General features: G+C 53.2%; 16 protein-coding genes and 1 pseudogene. 13 read left to right on the top strand and 4 right to left on the bottom strand.

Features of this window, described 5'->3' with window-relative positions:
• Positions 1-63: 63 nt before the first annotated feature.
• Positions 64-2,130, bottom strand: a complete 2,067-nt coding sequence (locus Q3Y66_RS04340) for a TonB-dependent receptor (protein ID WP_008957769.1) — start codon at positions 2,128-2,130, stop codon at positions 64-66.
• Between the two features lie 153 nt (positions 2,131-2,283).
• Here Q3Y66_RS04340 and Q3Y66_RS04335 point away from each other — a divergent pair, with 153 nt between their 5' ends.
• The 6 genes and pseudogenes from Q3Y66_RS04335 to Q3Y66_RS04310 all read left to right on the top strand — a co-directional run bounded on the left by Q3Y66_RS04335 (position 2,284) and on the right by Q3Y66_RS04310 (position 7,694).
• Positions 2,284-2,457, top strand: coding sequence for a YqaE/Pmp3 family membrane protein (locus Q3Y66_RS04335; protein ID WP_035538925.1), 174 nt, complete (start codon positions 2,284-2,286; stop codon positions 2,455-2,457).
• Between the two features lie 251 nt (positions 2,458-2,708).
• Positions 2,709-3,638, top strand: coding sequence for a GlxA family transcriptional regulator (locus Q3Y66_RS04330; protein WP_303319532.1), 930 nt, complete (start codon positions 2,709-2,711; stop codon positions 3,636-3,638).
• A gap of 171 nt (positions 3,639-3,809) precedes the next feature.
• Positions 3,810-4,796, top strand: a pseudogene (locus Q3Y66_RS04325) (TRAP transporter substrate-binding protein).
• A 60-nt stretch (positions 4,797-4,856) separates the two neighbouring features.
• A complete protein-coding gene (locus Q3Y66_RS04320) occupies positions 4,857-5,354 on the top strand; it encodes a TRAP transporter small permease (protein WP_008957774.1) in 498 nt (165 codons plus the stop codon).
• The gene (locus tag Q3Y66_RS04315) at positions 5,351-6,631 is read left to right on the top strand and encodes a TRAP transporter large permease (RefSeq protein ID WP_008957775.1); all 1,281 of its coding nucleotides are present in this window, start codon (positions 5,351-5,353) and stop codon (positions 6,629-6,631) included. The genes Q3Y66_RS04320 and Q3Y66_RS04315 overlap by 4 nt, the downstream gene beginning before the upstream one ends.
• A 46-nt stretch (positions 6,632-6,677) precedes the next feature.
• Positions 6,678-7,694 carry a proline racemase family protein gene (locus Q3Y66_RS04310; RefSeq protein WP_008957776.1) on the top strand — a complete coding sequence of 339 codons (1,017 nt, stop codon included), beginning with the start codon at positions 6,678-6,680 and terminating at the stop codon, positions 7,692-7,694.
• Between the two features lie 44 nt (positions 7,695-7,738).
• On the opposite strand, the gene Q3Y66_RS04305 is transcribed toward Q3Y66_RS04310, so the two are convergent.
• Positions 7,739-9,001: a dicarboxylate/amino acid:cation symporter gene (locus Q3Y66_RS04305; RefSeq protein ID WP_008957777.1), complete on the bottom strand. Its 1,263-nt coding sequence runs from the start codon at positions 8,999-9,001 to the stop codon at positions 7,739-7,741.
• 183 nt (positions 9,002-9,184) lie between these two features.
• Here Q3Y66_RS04305 and Q3Y66_RS04300 point away from each other — a divergent pair, with 183 nt between their 5' ends.
• The 5 genes from Q3Y66_RS04300 (at position 9,185) to Q3Y66_RS04280 (ending at position 11,922) form a co-directional block, all read left to right on the top strand.
• Positions 9,185-9,955 (top strand): SDR family oxidoreductase, encoded by a 771-nt coding sequence (locus Q3Y66_RS04300; protein ID WP_008957778.1) that lies wholly within the window; start codon positions 9,185-9,187, stop codon positions 9,953-9,955.
• Between the two features lie 61 nt (positions 9,956-10,016).
• Positions 10,017-10,373, top strand: coding sequence for an Atu4866 domain-containing protein (locus tag Q3Y66_RS04295; RefSeq protein ID WP_008957779.1), 357 nt, complete (start codon positions 10,017-10,019; stop codon positions 10,371-10,373).
• A 317-nt stretch (positions 10,374-10,690) separates the two neighbouring features.
• Positions 10,691-11,179, top strand: a complete 489-nt coding sequence (locus Q3Y66_RS04290) for a DUF6438 domain-containing protein (RefSeq protein ID WP_008957780.1) — start codon at positions 10,691-10,693, stop codon at positions 11,177-11,179.
• A 65-nt stretch (positions 11,180-11,244) separates the two neighbouring features.
• Positions 11,245-11,460, top strand: a complete 216-nt coding sequence (locus tag Q3Y66_RS04285; protein WP_008957781.1) for a TIGR02450 family Trp-rich protein — start codon at positions 11,245-11,247, stop codon at positions 11,458-11,460.
• Positions 11,461-11,715: 255 nt separating this feature from the next.
• Positions 11,716-11,922, top strand: a complete 207-nt coding sequence (locus tag Q3Y66_RS04280; RefSeq protein WP_007111402.1) for a cold-shock protein — start codon at positions 11,716-11,718, stop codon at positions 11,920-11,922.
• A 186-nt stretch (positions 11,923-12,108) separates the two neighbouring features.
• On the opposite strand, the gene Q3Y66_RS04275 is transcribed toward Q3Y66_RS04280, so the two are convergent.
• A complete protein-coding gene (locus Q3Y66_RS04275) occupies positions 12,109-12,978 on the bottom strand; it encodes a putative RNA methyltransferase (RefSeq protein WP_008957782.1) in 870 nt (289 codons plus the stop codon).
• 75 nt (positions 12,979-13,053) lie between these two features.
• Positions 13,054-13,947 carry a DMT family transporter gene (locus tag Q3Y66_RS04270; protein ID WP_008957783.1) on the bottom strand — a complete coding sequence of 298 codons (894 nt, stop codon included), beginning with the start codon at positions 13,945-13,947 and terminating at the stop codon, positions 13,054-13,056.
• A gap of 97 nt (positions 13,948-14,044) precedes the next feature.
• On the opposite strand from Q3Y66_RS04270, the gene Q3Y66_RS04265 reads away from it, so the two are divergent.
• Together Q3Y66_RS04265 and Q3Y66_RS04260 are read left to right on the top strand one after the other, a co-directional pair.
• A complete protein-coding gene (locus Q3Y66_RS04265; protein ID WP_008957784.1) occupies positions 14,045-14,980 on the top strand; it encodes a LysR substrate-binding domain-containing protein in 936 nt (311 codons plus the stop codon).
• A 105-nt stretch (positions 14,981-15,085) separates the two neighbouring features.
• Positions 15,086-18,244: an acyl-[ACP]--phospholipid O-acyltransferase gene (locus Q3Y66_RS04260; RefSeq protein ID WP_008957785.1), complete on the top strand. Its 3,159-nt coding sequence runs from the start codon at positions 15,086-15,088 to the stop codon at positions 18,242-18,244.
• Positions 18,245-18,340: the final 96 nt, after the last annotated feature.

Raw genomic sequence — 18,340 nt, 5'->3', positions numbered from 1 at the left:
TCACCAACGAGAACGGGCGACCCAAATGATGGGCCGCCCGTTTTTATTTTCTTCATGTAGCGTTTAGAAACGTACTTCTAACCCGCCATAAACACTGCGTCCTGGCGCAGGCTCGTAAAAGCGGCCAAAGGTGCCGTTCAAGCGCACATTGGAATAATGCTCTTCATCCAATAGGTTGCGCACGCCCACATAGGCATTTAGCTGCGTATCGCTGCCCAACTGCCAGCCATCTCCCACCCGCAGATTGACCAGCCAGTAGCTATCGACTTCGGCTTCATTGGCATTGTCAGCCACCAAGTCACCCACGTATTGGGTTTCAAGGGTCGCAAAGCGCTCATCAATTCCTTCCCAGGTTAGCTGATTGACCCAGGTCTGTTCAGGTAAGCCGGGGATACGGTTGCCACCAAAGCTTTCCGTTGGTGTGGCAAATTGATCAAACTCATAGCGCGCCAGCGTCAGAGCACTATCCAACCGCCACTGGTCGGCTAACTGCCAACCGAGCGCCAGTTCGATGCCGTCACGATCAGTATCACCCGCGTTCTGGTAGAGCGTGCGCCCTCCATTTTCCTCTTCGTAAGGGACTAGCTCATCGCGCACGCGTACTGAAAACAGTGCCAAGTCATAGTCCATTGCGAGTGGCTCCACATAGCCACGCAACCCCACCTCGCGGTTCCACGCTTTTTGTGGCTCAACCGCCGGGTTAAAACCGCCGCCCGCTGGGTTTGCAAACTCTGAGAACGTTGGGGTTTCAAAGGCGGTGCCGGTGTTGATATACGCCTGATGCTGTGGGCGATAGCGGTAGCTCAGCCCCGCCGAGCCGCTCCACTCATTAAAGGTTTGCTCGCCGCTTTGATCACCATCGCTTTGATAGCGATCATCCACTTCCAACTCCACCCGATCAAAGCGCGCACCCAGCGAAAGCGTGACCTGCTCGGTTAAAGCCAAATCACCTTGAGCAAACACCCCAGCCGAGGTTGCCGTTTGGGTCTCTTCCGCCAGCTGCTCACCAACAACACCCTGCGGATTGACATCGTTTCTAAAGCGTTCGTCGTCTTGGCGAGCCACATCCACACCGGTGATATAGCTCAGCGGTAAGCTGCCCAGGCTGACCTCATGGTGATACTCGGCGCTCGCGCCCAGGTAATCACGCTGGTAGCCGATGCGACTGTCACCCACGTAAGGCAACTGCTGCTCAAAATCGCGCTGGGAAATAAAGCCTTTTAAGTAGAACTCGCCAGGGCCTGCGGACAAATCTTCGTACTGTAAGCCGAGGAGCTGTTGATCGACATTCTGCCCAGCGTCTAGGGCGAGCGAGTTAGGCGCGGCTTGATCACGCCCTGCGGCTACTTCTCTAGCGTTTAAAGCACCAGGATCTTCAGAGCGGGGGTTATCGAGCAAATTGATAATCGCGGTTAACGCACGGTCGCTGCCTAACTCGCGGCGGAGTTTGGCATTCAGCAGGTACTTTTCCGTGGAGCTCTGCTCTCGATAGCCATCGACATTAAGCGCTGAAAAGCTCACATGGTGCGACCAATCCCCTTGGGCGCCACCGGTTTGCACGACCGCCTTACGGTAGCCATCGCTCCCCACCTCGGTACGCACGCTTGAACCAGGGTTATCGCGCCCATCCGCTGTGGTGATATCAATCACCCCGCCCGCCGCATTGCCATAAAGCACCGAAGAAGGCCCACGGATGACTTCAATACGCTCAGCGCTGTCCAGGTCAATGGCATCTAACTGCGCCTGACCGTCTGGCAGCGTGTAGGGAATACCATCGACCATCACGGTAATACCGCGCACGCCAAACGGCGCGCGAGCACCAAAACCGCGGATGGAAATGCGCTGGCCCTGGGCGAAGTTATCGCGGTTCTGCAGGAACACCCCTGGCACGCGCACCAGCGACTCATCCAATCGCGCGCGCTGCTGGCCTTGCGCAATGGCTTCGCGGTCAATGGTGGAAACCGCCGCAGGCGTATCATATAGCTCACGCGCCAAACGGGGCGCGGTTACCTCTACGGTGGCCAGGTTAGTGTTATTCGTTGGGCTCTCTTGAGCCAAGCTTTGACTTGCTACAAAGCAACTCAACACCCCTAAAGACGCGGTGGTGACTTTTAATGTTATGTTGGGCATGGGGTCCCTCCCAGATAGTGTTAGTGGAAATTGAAAGTGTAAATGAACGATTTTCTATTGGGTCAGTCTCAGCTTATTCACCAAGGCCTGGATAAAACTTCCGACAGTGCCTACACTTGTACAAGTTACACCCCTGAAAGCAAAGGAGGCTTCATGGCGTTTACAGCGACTGATCCGATTAAGATGATTTTTGCCGTTATACTTCCCCCACTCGGCGTATTTTTTGAGGTCGGTTTTAAAGGGCATTTCTGGCTGAACATTATCCTAACGCTATTTGGCTTCATTCCGGGCATCATTCATGCGTTTTATGTGATATTGAAGCACTGATAATAGTAAAGCTGTAGATGATTTGAACTAAGCGGGCGCCCTTGTAATGGGCGCCCGCTTAGCTTTAACGGGCTCTCCACCGATTATTAATATGTACATTATCATGTGCACAGACTGTACATAGCACTATAGACCAGCTCAGGGCATACTTTAAGGAGTCGTCCCTGTTCACCATCAAGAGCCTCGTCCCTATGCCATTAGGCCATCAACCGCCTCTGCGCGTCGGATTTATCCTACTCCCTCTGTTTACCATGAATGCCTTTGCAGGCTTCATCGATTCATTGCGTCTGGCTGCCGACAAAGGTGGCCGAAGTCGACAAATCCACTGTAGCTGGCAGATCATGGGGCCTGGCCCAGTCACCTCCAGCTGCGGCTTGGAGGCTCACCCACAAACGCCATATCGTGAACCGAGTGAATTCACTCATATTGCCGTTTGTGGGGGTAACAACTACCTCAATCCACATGAAGATCAAGCACTCAGTCAATACCTCAAGGAAGCGCACCGAAAAGGAGTGAAACTTGTCGATGTATGCACTGGCACGTTTGCCATCGCCCGTGCTGGCCTGCTGAGAGGTCAACGTGTGTGTGTGCACTGGAACGTAATCAATGATTTTCGCCAACAGTTTCCCAAAATCGACGCTACTCCCGATCGAATATTCCTGGAATCCGCAAGGGTAATTACTTGTGCGGGCTCGTCAGGCGCCACGGACATGGCCTTGCATCTGATCCATCGCACATGCGGCTCCGAAAAGGCCCAGCAGGCTATCCGTCACATGGTTTTAAACGGAATGCGTACCTCCAACTCTCCACAAACTCACTTTTTTGAAGCCATCCATGAAATTCGTGATGAGCGAGTCCGGGTAGCCGTACTAACGATGGAGCAATCACTGAATACCCGTCTAAATACGTGTGACTTGGCCAAACGCATCAATTTAAGCCCCAGGCAGCTTGATCGACTCTTTCGTCAAGAATTGGGTATCACACCAATGCGCTACTTTAAAATCATGCGGCTACGCTATGCAGACTGGCTGCTCCATCATACCGACAGCTCAATTGCCGATATTGCCGCTGATTGCGGTTTCTCCGATGCAGCACATCTCGCACGAGACTTTCATGCGCATTTCGCGTGCAGCCCTGGCCAATCAAGACGTCAGGAAAAAACGGTTAAGGCTCTTCAATAACGCTTTCAAACGTGACTTTCAAGCAGCTACCACGTGCGAGTTTTGTCCAAAAAATTCAATTTATTGTCTTTTTCATTCTATAAATCATGGTAGCGCGGACCTACTCTAGACACACGTGATCTTAAAGATCCGTGACATGACTCCCGCAAAAACAACCTCCAGAGCGTCACCATGAAAGCACTTCTCCCCGTACGATACATCGCTTCTTTCGCCTTAGGGCTCGGCCTAGCAGGCCATGTTGCTGCTGCCGAACTAGAACTTCGAGCGGCGACCATTGGTAGCCAGCAAGGTATTCAGATGGCGGGGTTGAATGCCCTCGCTGAACATGTGGCAGAAGCAACCAATAACAATGTAGACATCAAACGTTTTCACTCCGGCTCACTAGGCGATCAAGTCAGCAATATCGAAGCAATAGATACACGTTTATTGGATATCGCCACTATTGAAACGCCGATTACTACCATTGATGAAGACATGGGGATTCTTTCACTTCCCTATCTATTTAGAGACCGAGAGCACGTAAGCAATACCCTGAACGGTGAAATCGGTAAAGAATTAAAAGACAAGCTTCAACAGCAGGGCTACCGTGTTATCGGTTTTTATGAAGGAGGTTTTCGTCATATTACCAACAATAGACATGCCATCGAAAAACCCGAAGATCTTGACGGATTAAGAATTCGTACCCCAGGCAGCCGTCAGCGCGTCGAAATGTTTAATGCCTATGGCGCTAACGCTTCTCCACTGCCTTATCCAGAACTTTACTCTGCCCTTCAGACCGGCGTCTTCGATGGTCAAGAAAACCCTCTCGTCGAAGTAGAGGCCAGTCGCTTTTACGAAGTACAAGATTAGCTCTCACTCTCTGGGCATGTTTACACCGTCGGCTTCCTGCTGATGAACGAGTCACGTTTTCAGGACCTTGATTCCAGCGTTCAGCGAGCTCTTCTCGAGGGCGGCGAACAAGCCTTCGAGGCAACGGTTAACTTTGGAGAACAAGCAGATCAGAGCGTCGTGGAGCTTGTAAAAGAGAACGGCATGGAAGTTAACGATGTAGACACTGACGCCTTTATTGCAGCCTCGCAACCTCTATGGGAGTCCTTTACCGAAGGACTGTCGCAAGAGGCACGCGACATGGTGCAACGAATCGCCGACCTCCCCTAACGGCAGAGCACACTTCCCGGCGGGCACTTCCTGCCCGTCGCTACTCCTGGGAGCACTACCATGCTTGATCGTTTTTTTGAAGCGGTCGCGGCACTGCTGTTGGCTGCCATTACTCTCCTGGCAATAGCGGCAGTGGCTGCGCGCTACATTCTTAATGCCTCGCTATCGTGGAGCGCCGAAGTTTTAGTGGGTCTGCTGGTCTACGTTACCTTTTTCTGCGGTTATCTAGCACTCAGGCAAGGCGCACATCTACGTATTGATGTTATCGCAGCCTTACTTCCCTACCGCGGCCAATGGATACTTTTTTTTATTAACCAGGCACTTATCGGGTTGGTCTGCGTCATCATGATCGTATGGGGCTTGGAACAAACACTCACCTTTTCAAACCGCACAACGCTCATGCTAGGGGCACCTCAGTGGCTTTTCTATTCCGCTGTGCCTATCTCAGGCGCAGGCATGTTGCTAGAACTACTTCGCCAGTGTGTCGTTGCCGCCCAAGCAAAGATACCGCCCTATGAAGCTGCGCGAAGAGCCGCCCTGGAGGAGCCAGAGCTATGATTCTACTCATCATACTACTTGCACTCCTGACCCTGATTGGGCTGGCCATGCCAATCGCCTTCGCTTTGACACTTGTCTCTATCGGTGTACTCGCTTTTGCCGGTGTGGATATGCTCGTACTGGTACAGCGCTTATATAGAGGGACCGAGTCCTTTCCGCTATTGGCCGTCCCTCTGTTCATTCTAGCGGGACAGATAATGAACCACAGCGGTATTTCAGCTCGACTCGTAGATCTGGCTCGCTCCATGGTGGGAGCTATACGAGGTGGGCTGGCGGCGGTCAATATTTTGACCTCCATGTTCTTTGCAGGCATGAGCGGCACCTCCATGTCAGATACGGCTGCCGTTGGCGGCGTAATGATTCCCCAAATGGTTAAGCGAGGCTATTCAGCGCCCTTTACAGCCGCCGTGACCGCTTCCTCTTCCACGATTGGCATCATCATTCCTCCCAGCGTTCCCATGGTGTTACTGAGCGCTTATATGGGGCTTTCAACAGGTGCGTTATTTGCGGCCGGTCTGGTCTCAGGGCTATTCATCGCCATAGGACTCATTTTGATGGCGTGGTGGATATCAGTGAAGCGCCAATACCCTATCGAAGCTGCATTTTCGCTCAGACAGCTGGGGAGCAGCTTGGCCAGTGCATTCCCGGCCCTGCTGATGCCAGTCATCATCCTCGGTGGCATCCTCGGTGGCATTTTCACACCGACAGAAGCCTCCGCCGTGGCAGTCGCTTATGGCATTTTCGCTGGCATGGTGCTTTATCGCTCGCTTTCACTACGCGCGCTGTATCGTGCCCTGGTCGAGAGTGCCGTGTTAACCGGTGCGGTCATGTTTGTAACGGCTGCGGCACATACACTCGGCTATACCTTCACCTACCAAAGCCTTGGACAGCTAGTTCTCGGGCCAATCGCAGCCCTGGATATGGGCCCCATCGGCTTCTTGCTGATTTTGAGCCTCGTACTGATCATTGCTGGCACCTTTCTTGATGGCATCGCAATGATGTTCATAGTGGTGCCGCTGTTTCTGCCCAGTGTTCAGCTGCTCGGCATAGATCCTCTCCAGTTCGCCATGGTGGTCATCCTTTGCTGGGGTATTGGCCAGCAGACTCTACCGGTAGGAGCCGCTTTATTTATTACGAGCGTAATTTCCCGAGTCGATGTCATCCGCATTACCTACGCCAACCTGCCGTTCATTGGCGTGATGCTGGCGGTGCTAGTCGCCGTGATTGTCTGGCCTGCTGGCATGGTCATGAGCGTACCCCGCTGGTTTGGCCTTTAACCCAATACTAATAACCCAACCGCACAGCCCACAGGAAGAAGCAACCATGAAAAATCAACAGTTCCTTGATGTTATCTATACCCATACGGAAGGCGAGCCAACCTGCATTGTGCATGCTGGTATCCCTTACCCTTATGGCAGCAACATTCTATCCAAACGCGCTTATTTGAAAGAGCATCACGACCATGTCCGCACGAGCCTGATGCGTGAGCCCCGCGGTCACCAGCACATGTTTGGTGTTTTTCTAACCCCACCTTCCGATGAGCATCATGACGCTGGCATGCTTTGGATGGATGGCGAACAGTTCGTCGATATGTGTGGTCACGGCACCATAGCCCTTTCAATGGCGATGGTTTCTCACCGCTTGGCGCCACCAGTACAAGAAGACGGCATGACACGCATCCGTTTTGAAACTACCGCTGGCACTGTCGTATCGGAGGTCAAAGCCGATGCCGACAAAGTGCATTGGACTCGCTTTGAAAATGTGCCCGCCTTCGTGATGGAACAGGACATTCCAGTTGACGTTCCAGGGCTGGGTACACTAAAGGCTGACCTGGTATTTGGTGGCAACTTCTTCGCTATCATTCGTATTCCATCTGACAAGCAACCCATTTGCCCCGAAAATGGCAGTTATTTTTCAATGGCGGGAGAGGCGGTCAAGGCAGAACTGAATAAACGCATGTCGATTCGTCACCCCGTCCATGCTCACATCAATGGTCTGAATTTCGTTACATTCTGGCATGAGGGAACGCAACCAGATTCACTCTACCGCAACGTCCATGTGTTCTCAGGCGGCAAGCTGGATCGCTCGCCTGGCGGCACTGGAACCAGCGCCATGATGGCCATGTTTCACGCACGAAATGAACTGGAAGAGAACAAGGAAATTTACTCGGAAGGCCTGCTGGGAAGCGGCCGGTTCACTGGCAAAATATTGGGCAAGACCGAAATTGGTGGTTACTCTGCCATTCGACCAAGCGTGCAAGGCACTGCAGAGCTGATCGGTTATGCCAAATGGCTGATTGATGAGAGAGATCCTGTAGGTCGCGGCTTTATGATTCGCTAACGCAATCTCCCCCCTGAGTCTTTCTCAGGGGGGAGATAAGCGCACTACCCTCTTGCTTCTAACGCCTCGTTCTCTCCGGACTCCTCCTGCAACTCTTCGCCTTCGCTGCGGGCAATAACGGAGGTACCCACTAAATCGCCTGTCACGTTAAGCGCCGTAGCCCCCATACCTACCAATGCATCAATGGCGGTGAGCAGCGCAACCGTCTCTATTGGCAGCCCCACTTGAGCAAACACCGTGGCGATCATAATGATACCCGCGCCTGGCACGCCTGCGGTACCCACCGACACCAACGTACCAATCAGCACTATCTGCACCATGCTAATGAAATCCAGCGGCGCACCAATCACATTGGCCGCAAAGACCGCCGAAATGGCGATACGAATCGCCGCGCCATCCATATTTAACGTAGCGCCTAATGGCAGACTGAAGCCATAGATACTTTTGGAAATCCCTAACCGGTGGGCCGCATTAATGGTGAGTGGTAATGTTCCCGAGCTACTTTGGGTCGCAAACGCCGTCGCCATCGGCGTGCGGGCCTCACGAAAGAAAGTACGTAACTTCACACCAAACAGCCGCATGATGCCGCAATAAATCAGCAAATGAGCGGCCAGTGCGATATACAGCACCACCACCATATCGCCCAACGATAGCAACGTCTCCAACCCCTGCTGGCTCACCGTTTCAGCGACAATCGCAAACACGCCGATGGGCACATAGTGCAGTACCCCCGACATCACTTTTAAAGTGACCTCGTTTAACGCTTCAATCACCCCGTATAACCGCTCGCCAATGGCATGCTGACTTTCCGACTGACGCATTTTCAGCAAGGCGATGCCAAACACGAGTGCTGTGAAAATAATGCCCAGCATGTTGAGATCGGCAAACGCACCAATGATGTTATTGGGCACAATATTAAGTAGCGTATCGACCACACCTGGGTTGTCGGGCACCGAGAAACTAGCCTGCTCGTCCAGCCTCATTCCGCTACCTGGGTTAAACAGGGTAGCGATGGTTAAACCCACCATGATCGCTAATGCTGATGACGCTAAATAGTAACCAAATACCTTGCCGCCAATACGTCCTGCACTGCCTTCCCGTGACTGATTCACCCCGACCATTAGCGTAAACAGCACAATCGGAACGATCAGAAAAGTGAGCAGCCGAAGCAGCAAATCGCCTAACGGGGCTAACCAAACCGCTACCGGCTCACCGCCCACCAGCCCGACCACAACGCCCAGCACCAGTGCGATGGTGACGCGTAAAATCAGCGACGCCTGACAATAGGCCTTCCATATACGTGTCATTTAAATCCCTACGGGTCGATTGAAAACTTAGGTTGCTATCATGGTAGTTTGGCACAGCCCTCTCAGCCTGCCTTTATCTGCATGTCATAGGATTAGGCAAGCATGCAATAGGATCGCCTCTATTGGCTTTTGCTGCCGCTCGTTAATCTGCTCCCGGTAGTAAATAAACGAGAGGATCATTAAATGACGACGGCAACTAACCCTTCAATCACTAGCCAATCATCAACGACTCATCCTTCAAAAGTTGTCTTACTGACCGGTGCTAGCAGCGGTATCGGTGAAGCCACCGCTCGCTGGCTAGCGGGTCAAGGCCACCGCCTCGTGGTCGGCGCACGCCGGGGCGATCGCTTGAAAGCTCTGTCCGAGTCCATTCGCACCGAGGGTGGCATAGTCGACTATCGGGCGTTGGATGTAACCAGCCTGGAAGATATGCAGGCCTTCGCAGATTACGCTCTTACGTTGCATGGCCGCATCGATGTCATCGTCAATAACGCTGGAATTATGCCGCTCTCGCCATTGGCATCGCTCAAAGTCGATGAGTGGAACCAAATGATCGACGTCAACATTCGTGGCGTCCTCAATGGCATCGCCGCCACTCTGCCTACACTGCAAGCACAAGAGAGCGGCCAGGTCATCAACGTTACTTCTATAGGCGGATTCACGGTCGTTCCAACGGCGGCGGTCTACTGCGCCACTAAATACGCGGTTCGCGCTATTTCCGATGGGTTACGCCAAGAAACCGATAAAATCCGCGTTACCTGTGTTTACCCCGGCGTCGTTGAATCCGAACTGGTGAATACCATTACGGATCCCGAGGCGGCTGAAGCCATGGTGACTTATCGACAGATTGCACTTAAACCCGACGCCATTGCCTCAGCGATCGCCCATGCGATTAATCAACCGGACGATGTCGATACCAGCGACATCGTCGTGCGCCCCACCGCTAGCCTATAACACCGCATACGTCACACCCGAGCGACTTACCGGGTGCGGTGCCTAGAAAGAGTGATTTCACATGCAAGACACCAAGCTTCCCATTTACTGGAAACGCGCCCTGGTCGTCGCTGGCATTATCACTATTATGCCAGCACTGACAACGGCGCAAACATCCCATGACACAGGAGAAACCGACATGGCAGACCATCCCTATGTTGGTATGTGGGTAACCGAAGATGGCCGAATTCGACATGAGCTTTTACCCAACAATCGTTACGACGAGGCACGGGGCGAACGCGAAAGCGCTTACCAGGGCCGCTACCGGGTAACGGATAACTACATCGAATACTGGGATGACACCGGCTTCACCGCTGATGGAGAATTCATCAATGACGTGCTCTATCACGGCGGCATGGTGCTATATCGCCAAGAGTAATCTGTCAAAGCCGCCCGGCTTTCATCGATGATGAAAGCCCGGTGGCTTTTTATCCCGGTGGTTTTTATGTAGCTCAGACGCATCAAACATGCACAGCCTTGTGCATGTTTGTTAATTTAGCGATTACTTTATGGAAACGGATGGCGTTAACATACACTGCAAAGCCAAATGCTCTAGGCTTTGTACGAAAACTGCCTGCGCTCGCCGACTTTTCGTACAAACCCTAATTCAAGCATTGAGGTATTGCTGGCACTAATGAAGCCCTTTGCAACTAACGTATCAAGTCAGATTATCTTTACAAGAAAAGGAGTTTTCGCATGCGTTTTTCTCTCACCTGTTTAACGGTATCCACATTGGCGCTAATGACAGCGGGCTGCGCGCAGCATTCCGCCACGACCAGCGAAAACAGCCTGGCTGAAATCCGTTATGAAGTAGGCCCTTGCTACGGCACCTGCCCTGTCTATCGCGTTGCGGTTGAGGCGGATGGTACGACCCGCTACACAGGTGAACGCCACACGGCCGTGGAAGGTGAGCGCACTCAGGCAGGCAACGCGACTGTTTTTCGTTCGCTGCAAGAGCGACTAGCTGCAATGCAACCCGACATGGGAACAACGCAGCAAACCCGTGATTGCGAACCCCGTGCCACCGACCTGCCTAACTATACAGTGACCTGGGTTAACCAGGATGGCGCCCAAGCGGTGCTTGAACACGATACTGGCTGTCACTCTGAAAACGGTCGCGAACGCACCGAGACCCTAAGAAGCCTCAATGCAGAGCTTGGCATTGAAAACTGGGTACAACAGTAAGTGCAATAGTCAGTGCATAATCACTGATGGCAGCTAACACGCGATATCTTTGCCAAGGAACGTCAATGCATACGATCAATCCGAGCAAGCTACATCACAGCAAATGGACGGCTGCCCAGCCAAGCAATAAAGAGAAGCACTTTATAGTTACCCAGCTGCTGCGCGATGAAGAAGAGAACGTAGTAGAGGTCGTGATTGAGGCTGTGTACTCTCATCGCGAGCTCATTGTGCCTTGGCAAAGCTTAAAAGATGACAGCGTGTGGAAAGTGGGCTGGCAATAGAGGCTGTTTAGTGAGCGCAAAGGTAAGATAATCAGCAAAGGGTTTGACACGAGCTACATTTCATGACACTGTAGCGCCAGTTGGTTAGCAAGCAAGCATGGTTTCAGAAGTGTACGAAAAAGATTTAGAAATGTACGAGATAGACGTGTACAAAATCTTTCGGCAAGACTGTAATTGTATTCCTTGTTTTATCCGCTATTAATCTGGGTGATACCAGGAACTTTACAAAGCGCATTGCGCGAAAGGATTTTTACTATGTCTACTGGCACAGTTAAGTGGTTTAACGATACTAAAGGCTTCGGTTTCATTGCTCCTTCTGACGGCGGCGATGACCTGTTTGCCCATTTCTCTGAAATTCAAGCAGACGGCTTCAAAACCCTGCAAGAAGGCGCTAACGTTTCTTTTGACGTTACCCAGGGTAAGAAAGGCCTTCAGGCTTCAAACATCAAGCAAATTTCCTAAGCCTAAGTCTCTCAAGAGATAGCGCTTTAGAATTTGCTCGAACCTTCCGAGGTTCGAACGACAAGGCCCGCTTATGCGGGCCTTGTTGCGTTTGGGCACTGTTAACGTGACAAATACGCTAATGTGACAAGTACGCTAATGTGAGAAGTACGACAGAGCATCAACAGCCTCTGCTTTAAGTAACGGCTAAACTCGAAGCCACTGTACTACTCGCACATCCACCGTAGTGACTAATGTCTCCAGCGCCGCTGCCCGCGCACGCCCTTCCGCACTGGCCCGATAAAGATGCGGTGTCATCGCCAATAAATCGGCGATCTCCTCAGCTCCCTTTAGCGTTAGCGTGTAACGCACGTTGTCGCTGCTTTGGTAGACAAAACCTTCCGGCACTCCCCCCTCATTTGAACGCTCAGGCTTTAATGCGGGATAGATAATTTCCCGTAGCTCTCGCAGATGATCTGGCCCCGCCTCAACTTGGAGCAGCACTCCACCGGCTTTTAACACCCTGGAAAATTCGCTATATACAGGAAAGCCAAACATACACAGAACGCTATTTAGTGTTCCCGCCTCTACGGGTAAGTGTGCGTTGCTACCCACCACCCAACGACTTGTCGGCGTCTGCTTATTATCCTGCTTCGCCGCGGCGAGCACTGCCCATTTCGAGATATCTAACCCCATCAGCGCCAGTGATGCCTGGGCTGGTGCGGCGCGGGCCAGTTGACGCAGGTAATAGCCCTCCCCACAGCCTGCGTCTAAACAACTTAGCGGCGAGGTGCCTGACGTATGCGGCTCCTCAACATGTCGCAGTACGGCGTTACTGACCGCATCTGCAATGGGCTGGTAGTGGCCCGCGTTTAAAAAGCGCTGCCGGGCTGCCACCATGTTTTTACTATCGCCGGGGTCATGGGAGCGCTTCTGCTGCACAGGCAGAAGGTTAACGTACCCCTGCTTGGCAATATCAAAGCTGTGCCCAGCCGCACAACGCCATACATTGTCCGAAAGCCGAAGCGGTTCACCATCCAGCGGGCATGCCAGTGCATGAAAAGGGGCGGTACTCATAAGACGCTCAGCTTCATAAGGGAAGTTCACTGCCAATCAAAAAAGGAGAGAAGACAGCCGTGATCAACGCACGAATCAGCGCGTCACCAGGATAATGCCAACTAGAATAACACCACCCCCCAATAGAAAATTGATACTGAGCGGCTCGTTGAGCAATAGGGTACCAAAAAGGACGCCAAAAAGCGGGCCTAGAAAAGAGAACACGCCCAACTGCGACGCACGATAACGGCGCAGCAACGTGAACCACAGCATCAGAGCCGCAAATGAGATAATCAGTGCCTGAAAGCCAAGGCTAGCGACAGCTATGGAAGTAAACTTCGCGCTCAACAATTGCCCCGAAAGAGCCGCGAACGGCAGTAATAACAGCGCCGTTATGCTTAATTGATAACTAAGGGTGAGCTCTGCTGGTGCTTCAGAAAGCGATGTCCTGCGGATGACGATAGTAGTGGCAGCCCACGAGAGTCCTGCGAGCAAGCCTAGCGCGTCACCAATGATAATATCGATGCCGTAAGTGCCGCTTGGTGCCATCGCTATGACCATGCCTACAAAAGCCAAGCCAACGCCCCACCATTGGCGGGTGGAGAGCTGCTCACCGGGAACCCAAAGGTGCAATCCAAGCGCTGCAAAGATGGGCGCTGTATAGAGAAAGACCGACATATGCGAGGCCAGTGTGTACGTTAACCCCCAAGCGACAAAAGCAAACTCGGCGGCAAACCCAAGGCCAACCAGCACACCGGGGCCCCAATGGCGCCTGATCTCCTTCCAGTGTATGCCCCGACAGTAGGCGAGCAATCCCACCAAGCAACCTGCGATAGCGGAGCGCAGTGCGATCTGCACGATGGGTGAGATATCCTCAGCCACCCCTTTAATCGCCACCTGCTGAAAACCCAATATCAAACAAAACAGCAGCATTAGCGAAGCTGCCGTGGTGTCCACGGGCTTTCGCTCAGCTATCCTTTGATGATTCATTGTGCACTCCGGTAAGATCAAGACGCCTATTGCATCAGGAAGCGCTACTGCCTACAAACGATTACTTGATATACCTAGGCCTAGGAAAGCTCATGCTATGAAAATTGAAAGGCTGCCGCTTAATGCATTACGCGCATTTACTGAGGCCGCGCGAGAAAATAGCTTCAAAGCTGCCGCTTATCGCTTAGGGGTTACACCTGGCGCGGTTAGTCGACAAGTTAAACAGTTGGAAGCTCACTTAGGGGTAGTGCTATTTGAAAGATACGCCAATGGCGTTTATGTCACTGACGCCGGCCGGATGCTGGCTGAAGATGTGCAGGCTGGCCTTTCGCGTATCGCCAGCGGCGTCCAGAACGTCACCGAGCACTCAGAAGAGATTTTTCGATTGCTTCTTAGCGCACCGCCCTCATTCCTACAACTCTGGCTACTCCCCCGCTTACCTCACTTTGAAGTTAATGAACGGGAAATAGAAATCTCGCTAGATGCCGAGGCGCGCTTAACGCCACCGCTATGGTTGTCCAACAGGGCGCGCTTATCACTGCGCTACGGCCAGGGCCCTTGGCCCGGTGTCACCAGCCTGCGGCTGTTTGAAGACACGCTGTTTCCAGTTTGCTCGCCCTCCCTATTAGCGCAGGCAAGCATACAGACCCCCAACGATTTGCTGGCACAGACGCTGCTCACCGTGGAGTGGTGCAGTCACGCAGGCCACCCCATTCCAAGCTGGAGCGATTGGTTTAAAAGCGCCGGAGTAGCCATAAAGAAGACGCCCAATCAACGCCATTATTCGCTTTATAGCCTGGCGCTCGATCAGGCCATTGCCGGGCAAGGTGTAGTACTCGCCAGCTACCCGCTGGTGGCTGACCGGCTGGCGAGCGGTGTTCTGGCACGCCCTTTTGCGGAGCAGTATCCACTCGCTTCTCCGTTCGCCTATGACCTGCTTCTACCTGATGAGGGTGAAATGCCAGCGGCGGTGGCACGCTTTGTCGAGTGGCTAGCGCAAGAAGCCGCTCACTTTCGTGACGATCCGCTGTAGCCAGACGGCTTACTAAGCGGGTAGCAACTCACGCAAGCCGATACGCGTATTGGCGGTATACTGCTGGCACCGCACGACTTTCAAGCAATGACAAGGCGACACCTCATGCATCGACTGCTGCGCGTAACAGGCGCCTGGCCCTACCTGATCGCTATCTTTCTCAATGCCTTTGTGGATCTGGGTCACAAAATCGTGATCCAGAACACGATTTTCAAAAGTTACGATGGCGAAACTCAGGTAGTACTCACCGCGCTGGTGAATGGGCTGATTCTACTGCCGTTCATTTTGCTGTTCAGTCCGGCTGGCCACGTAGCCGATAGCTACCCCAAAGTGCGTATTCTACGGGTCTCTGCCTGGATCGCTGTAGCGGTATCGCTGGGCATTACCGCTGCTTACTATCAGGGTTGGTTTTGGTTGGCGTTTGCCATGACGCTACTTCTCGCCATCCAGTCGGCGTTCTACTCTCCGGCCAAATATGGCTTGGTAAAAGGCTTGTTCGGCAAACCTCGCCTAGCGGAAGCCAACGGACTCATTCAGGCCATCACCATTGCTGCCATCCTGGCAGGAACAGTGGTTTTTACGGCGCTATTTGAAACCTGGGTCTCGTCTGATAAGCAAACGCCAGCGCAGCTGTTACGCCAAATAGCCCCGCTGGGTTGGCTATTAGTGCTCAATAGCGCTATCCAAGTCATCACGCTGTATCGCCTGCCATTGGATGAAACCACCCGCTCCGATACGCCGCTAACCTGGCAACGCTACCTCAAGGGTACGGCGCTTAAAGATAACCTGGGGATTATCGCCCGCCAGCCAGTCCTCAGGCTCTCCATTATCGGCCTTGCCACCTTTTGGTCAGTGGGCCAAGTGCTACTCGCGGCCTTCCCCGCCTACGCCAAGGATGCCCTCAACGTCGATAACACACTGGTGCTACAAGGCATTCTAGCCGCCAGCGGTATCGGCATTGCGCTGGGCTCACTGTTGGCCAGCAAGTTATCTCACAACCGTATTGAAACCGGCTTAATCCCCGTGGGCGCTATCGGCGTGGCCGTCGGCTTATGGTGCCTGCCGCTGTTAACCACGCCCGCTAGCCAGGCAGTGAATTTTGTTTTTATTGGCATCATGGGCGGTCTGTTTATCGTCCCCCTCAATGCACTGATTCAGTTTCACGCTGCCGACAAGGAATTAGGCACCGTACTGGCCGCCAACAATTGGATCCAGAACATCGCCATGCTGGGCTTTTTGGTACTCACGGCACTGTTCGCGCTGGCGGGTGTGGATAGCCACTATCTGCTGTTACTGATCGCTAGCGTGGCGATGTTGGGCGGCGGTTATACGATCTTCAAACTGCCCCAAAGTCTGGTGCGCTTTTTGTTGAGCTTCCTGCTGACCCGCCGCTATCGCGTAGACGTGCATGGCTTGCAGAACCTGCCCGCCCAGGGTGGCGTACTGCTACTGGGCAATCATATCAGCTGGGTGGACTGGGCCATGGTGCAGATCGCCAGCCCTCGCCCAGTGCGCTTTGTGATGCTGAAATCGGTTTACCAGCGCTGGTACCTCCGCTGGTTCTTCAAAGCCCTAGGCTGTATTCCCATCGAGCGCGGCAGCGGTGCCGAACAAGCGCTCGCCGATGTGGCCTCACAGCTCAATGCGGGAGAAGTGGTGTGTCTGTTTCCTGAAGGGGCCATCAGCCGCACTGGTCAACTGGGCGAATTCCGTCGTGGTTACGAGCGCGCCTGTGACATGGCAAATCCAGACGTCAAAATCGTACCGTTCTACCTGCGTGGCCTATGGGGCAGCCAGTTCTCCCGCTCCTCCAGCAAATTAAAAGAGATGCGTAACGCACCATTGCACCGTTCGGTGATCGTCGCGTTTGGCAAGCCGCTACCCAAAGATACCCCTGCCGATGTGCTTAAACGGCGTATTTTTGAACAGGCAACGCGCTCCTGGCAGCGAGCCATGGACGAACTGCCGACGCTACCCAACGCCTGGATTCAGACCGTCAAACGTCGGCCTAGCGACCTTGCCTTGGCGGATACCCTGGGCAGCCCGCTTAATGGCAGCCAGGCGTTAAGCGCCAGTCTGTTACTGGCGAAACGTCTTCGCAAACTCAATCCCGGCCAAAACGTCGGCCTGCTGCTTCCTACCAGCAGCACCGGCGGCATTGCCAACATGGCCACACTGCTGGCCGGTAAAACGGTGGTGAACCTCAACTACACCGCCCCCCAGGAAGTGCTCGCGTCTGCGCTTTCCCAGGCGGAAATTGCAGTCGTCTTCACCTCACAACGGTTTGTGAAGAAACTAGAAAAGAGCGGGCTAAACATCAGCCAATTACTAACCGGAAAGCAGGTGATCTATCTGGAGCACCTGCAAAGCGACATTGGCACCACCGAGCGCTTGGGTACCTGGCTAGCCGTTCGCTTATTACCGACATGGCTGATACAGCATGGTTTCTGCCATAGTCACGATGCTGATGCCACCGCTGCCATCGTGTTCACAAGTGGCAGCGACGGCTCTCCCAAGGGCGTAATGTTGAGCCATCGCAATCTGATGGCCAATATCAAACAGACCTCTGATGTGCTCAATACCCAGAGCGACGATGTAGTTATGGGGTCGCTGCCACTGTTTCACGTCTTTGGCTTCACGGTGACCCAGTTGCTGCCGTTAATCGAAGGGTTGCCGCTGATCTGCCATGCCAACCCCGCCGATGCTCCCGGCATTGCTGGCGCCGTTGCCAAGCACAAAGCCACCCTCTTGTTCAGCATGTCCAGCTTCCTATCGATGTTTGTCAGCAATTCAGCCGTGCATCCGATGATGCTAGAAAGCCTACGGGTGGTAGTTACCGGAGCCGAAAAGCTCGACGAGGATGCGCGCGCCCGTTTTGAGCTGAAGTTTCACAAGCCCGTTTATGAAGGCTACGGCGCTACCGAAGTTGCCCCCGTGGCCTCCGTGAATCTACCCGACGCTCTGGGCGTTAATTACCAGCAGGTACAGCGCGGCAGCAAACCAGGTACCGTGGGTATGCCGCTGCCCGGCACCAGTTTTAAAATCGTCAAGCCAGAAAGCTTTGAGGAACTTCCTACCGGGGAAGCAGGCATGGTGTTAATTAGCGGCCCCCAGATAATGCAAGGCTACCTCAACGAACCACAGCGCACCGCCCAGGCTATCCACGAAATGGATGGCCAACGCTGGTATATCACAGGGGACAAAGGGTTCATTGACGAAGACGGTTTTTTAACACTTGTAGAGCGTTATGACAGCACTCAGTGATTTATCTTCGATAGTCACTGTACCCTGTCAATGAGTAGGATCTTTGCTTAAAGCCCAAAGGCAGCCATCATCACAGTTACGCCTCTTAACTACAGA

This window comes from Halomonas sp. HAL1, from assembly GCF_030544485.1.
GTDB lineage: Bacteria > Pseudomonadota > Gammaproteobacteria > Pseudomonadales > Halomonadaceae > Vreelandella > Vreelandella arctica.
The sequence above is the reverse complement of the archived record's forward strand: the minus strand, read 5'-3'. Positions and strand labels throughout refer to the sequence as shown.

What these genes read in the sequence shown, in the direction of transcription:
- Q3Y66_RS04320 (WP_008957774.1), top strand. Translation starts at nt 4,857, where the DNA reads ATGCTTGATCGTTTTTTTGAAGCGGTCGCGGCACTGCTGTTGGCTGCC.
- Q3Y66_RS04335 (WP_035538925.1), top strand. Translation starts at nt 2,284, where the DNA reads ATGGCGTTTACAGCGACTGATCCGATTAAGATGATTTTTGCCGTTATA.
- Q3Y66_RS04285 (WP_008957781.1), top strand. Translation starts at nt 11,245, where the DNA reads ATGCATACGATCAATCCGAGCAAGCTACATCACAGCAAATGGACGGCT.
- Q3Y66_RS04295 (WP_008957779.1), top strand. Translation starts at nt 10,017, where the DNA reads ATGCAAGACACCAAGCTTCCCATTTACTGGAAACGCGCCCTGGTCGTC.
- Q3Y66_RS04330 (WP_303319532.1), top strand. Translation starts at nt 2,709, where the DNA reads ATGAATGCCTTTGCAGGCTTCATCGATTCATTGCGTCTGGCTGCCGAC.
- Q3Y66_RS04310 (WP_008957776.1), top strand. Translation starts at nt 6,678, where the DNA reads ATGAAAAATCAACAGTTCCTTGATGTTATCTATACCCATACGGAAGGC.
- Q3Y66_RS04300 (WP_008957778.1), top strand. Translation starts at nt 9,185, where the DNA reads ATGACGACGGCAACTAACCCTTCAATCACTAGCCAATCATCAACGACT.
- Q3Y66_RS04315 (WP_008957775.1), top strand. Translation starts at nt 5,351, where the DNA reads ATGATTCTACTCATCATACTACTTGCACTCCTGACCCTGATTGGGCTG.
- Q3Y66_RS04270 (WP_008957783.1), bottom strand. Translation starts at nt 13,947, where the DNA reads ATGAATCATCAAAGGATAGCTGAGCGAAAGCCCGTGGACACCACGGCA.
- Q3Y66_RS04340 (WP_008957769.1), bottom strand. Translation starts at nt 2,130, where the DNA reads ATGCCCAACATAACATTAAAAGTCACCACCGCGTCTTTAGGGGTGTTG.
- Q3Y66_RS04260 (WP_008957785.1), top strand. Translation starts at nt 15,086, where the DNA reads ATGCATCGACTGCTGCGCGTAACAGGCGCCTGGCCCTACCTGATCGCT.
- Q3Y66_RS04305 (WP_008957777.1), bottom strand. Translation starts at nt 9,001, where the DNA reads ATGACACGTATATGGAAGGCCTATTGTCAGGCGTCGCTGATTTTACGC.
- Q3Y66_RS04275 (WP_008957782.1), bottom strand. Translation starts at nt 12,978, where the DNA reads ATGAGTACCGCCCCTTTTCATGCACTGGCATGCCCGCTGGATGGTGAA.
- Q3Y66_RS04265 (WP_008957784.1), top strand. Translation starts at nt 14,045, where the DNA reads ATGAAAATTGAAAGGCTGCCGCTTAATGCATTACGCGCATTTACTGAG.
- Q3Y66_RS04290 (WP_008957780.1), top strand. Translation starts at nt 10,691, where the DNA reads ATGCGTTTTTCTCTCACCTGTTTAACGGTATCCACATTGGCGCTAATG.
- Q3Y66_RS04280 (WP_007111402.1), top strand. Translation starts at nt 11,716, where the DNA reads ATGTCTACTGGCACAGTTAAGTGGTTTAACGATACTAAAGGCTTCGGT.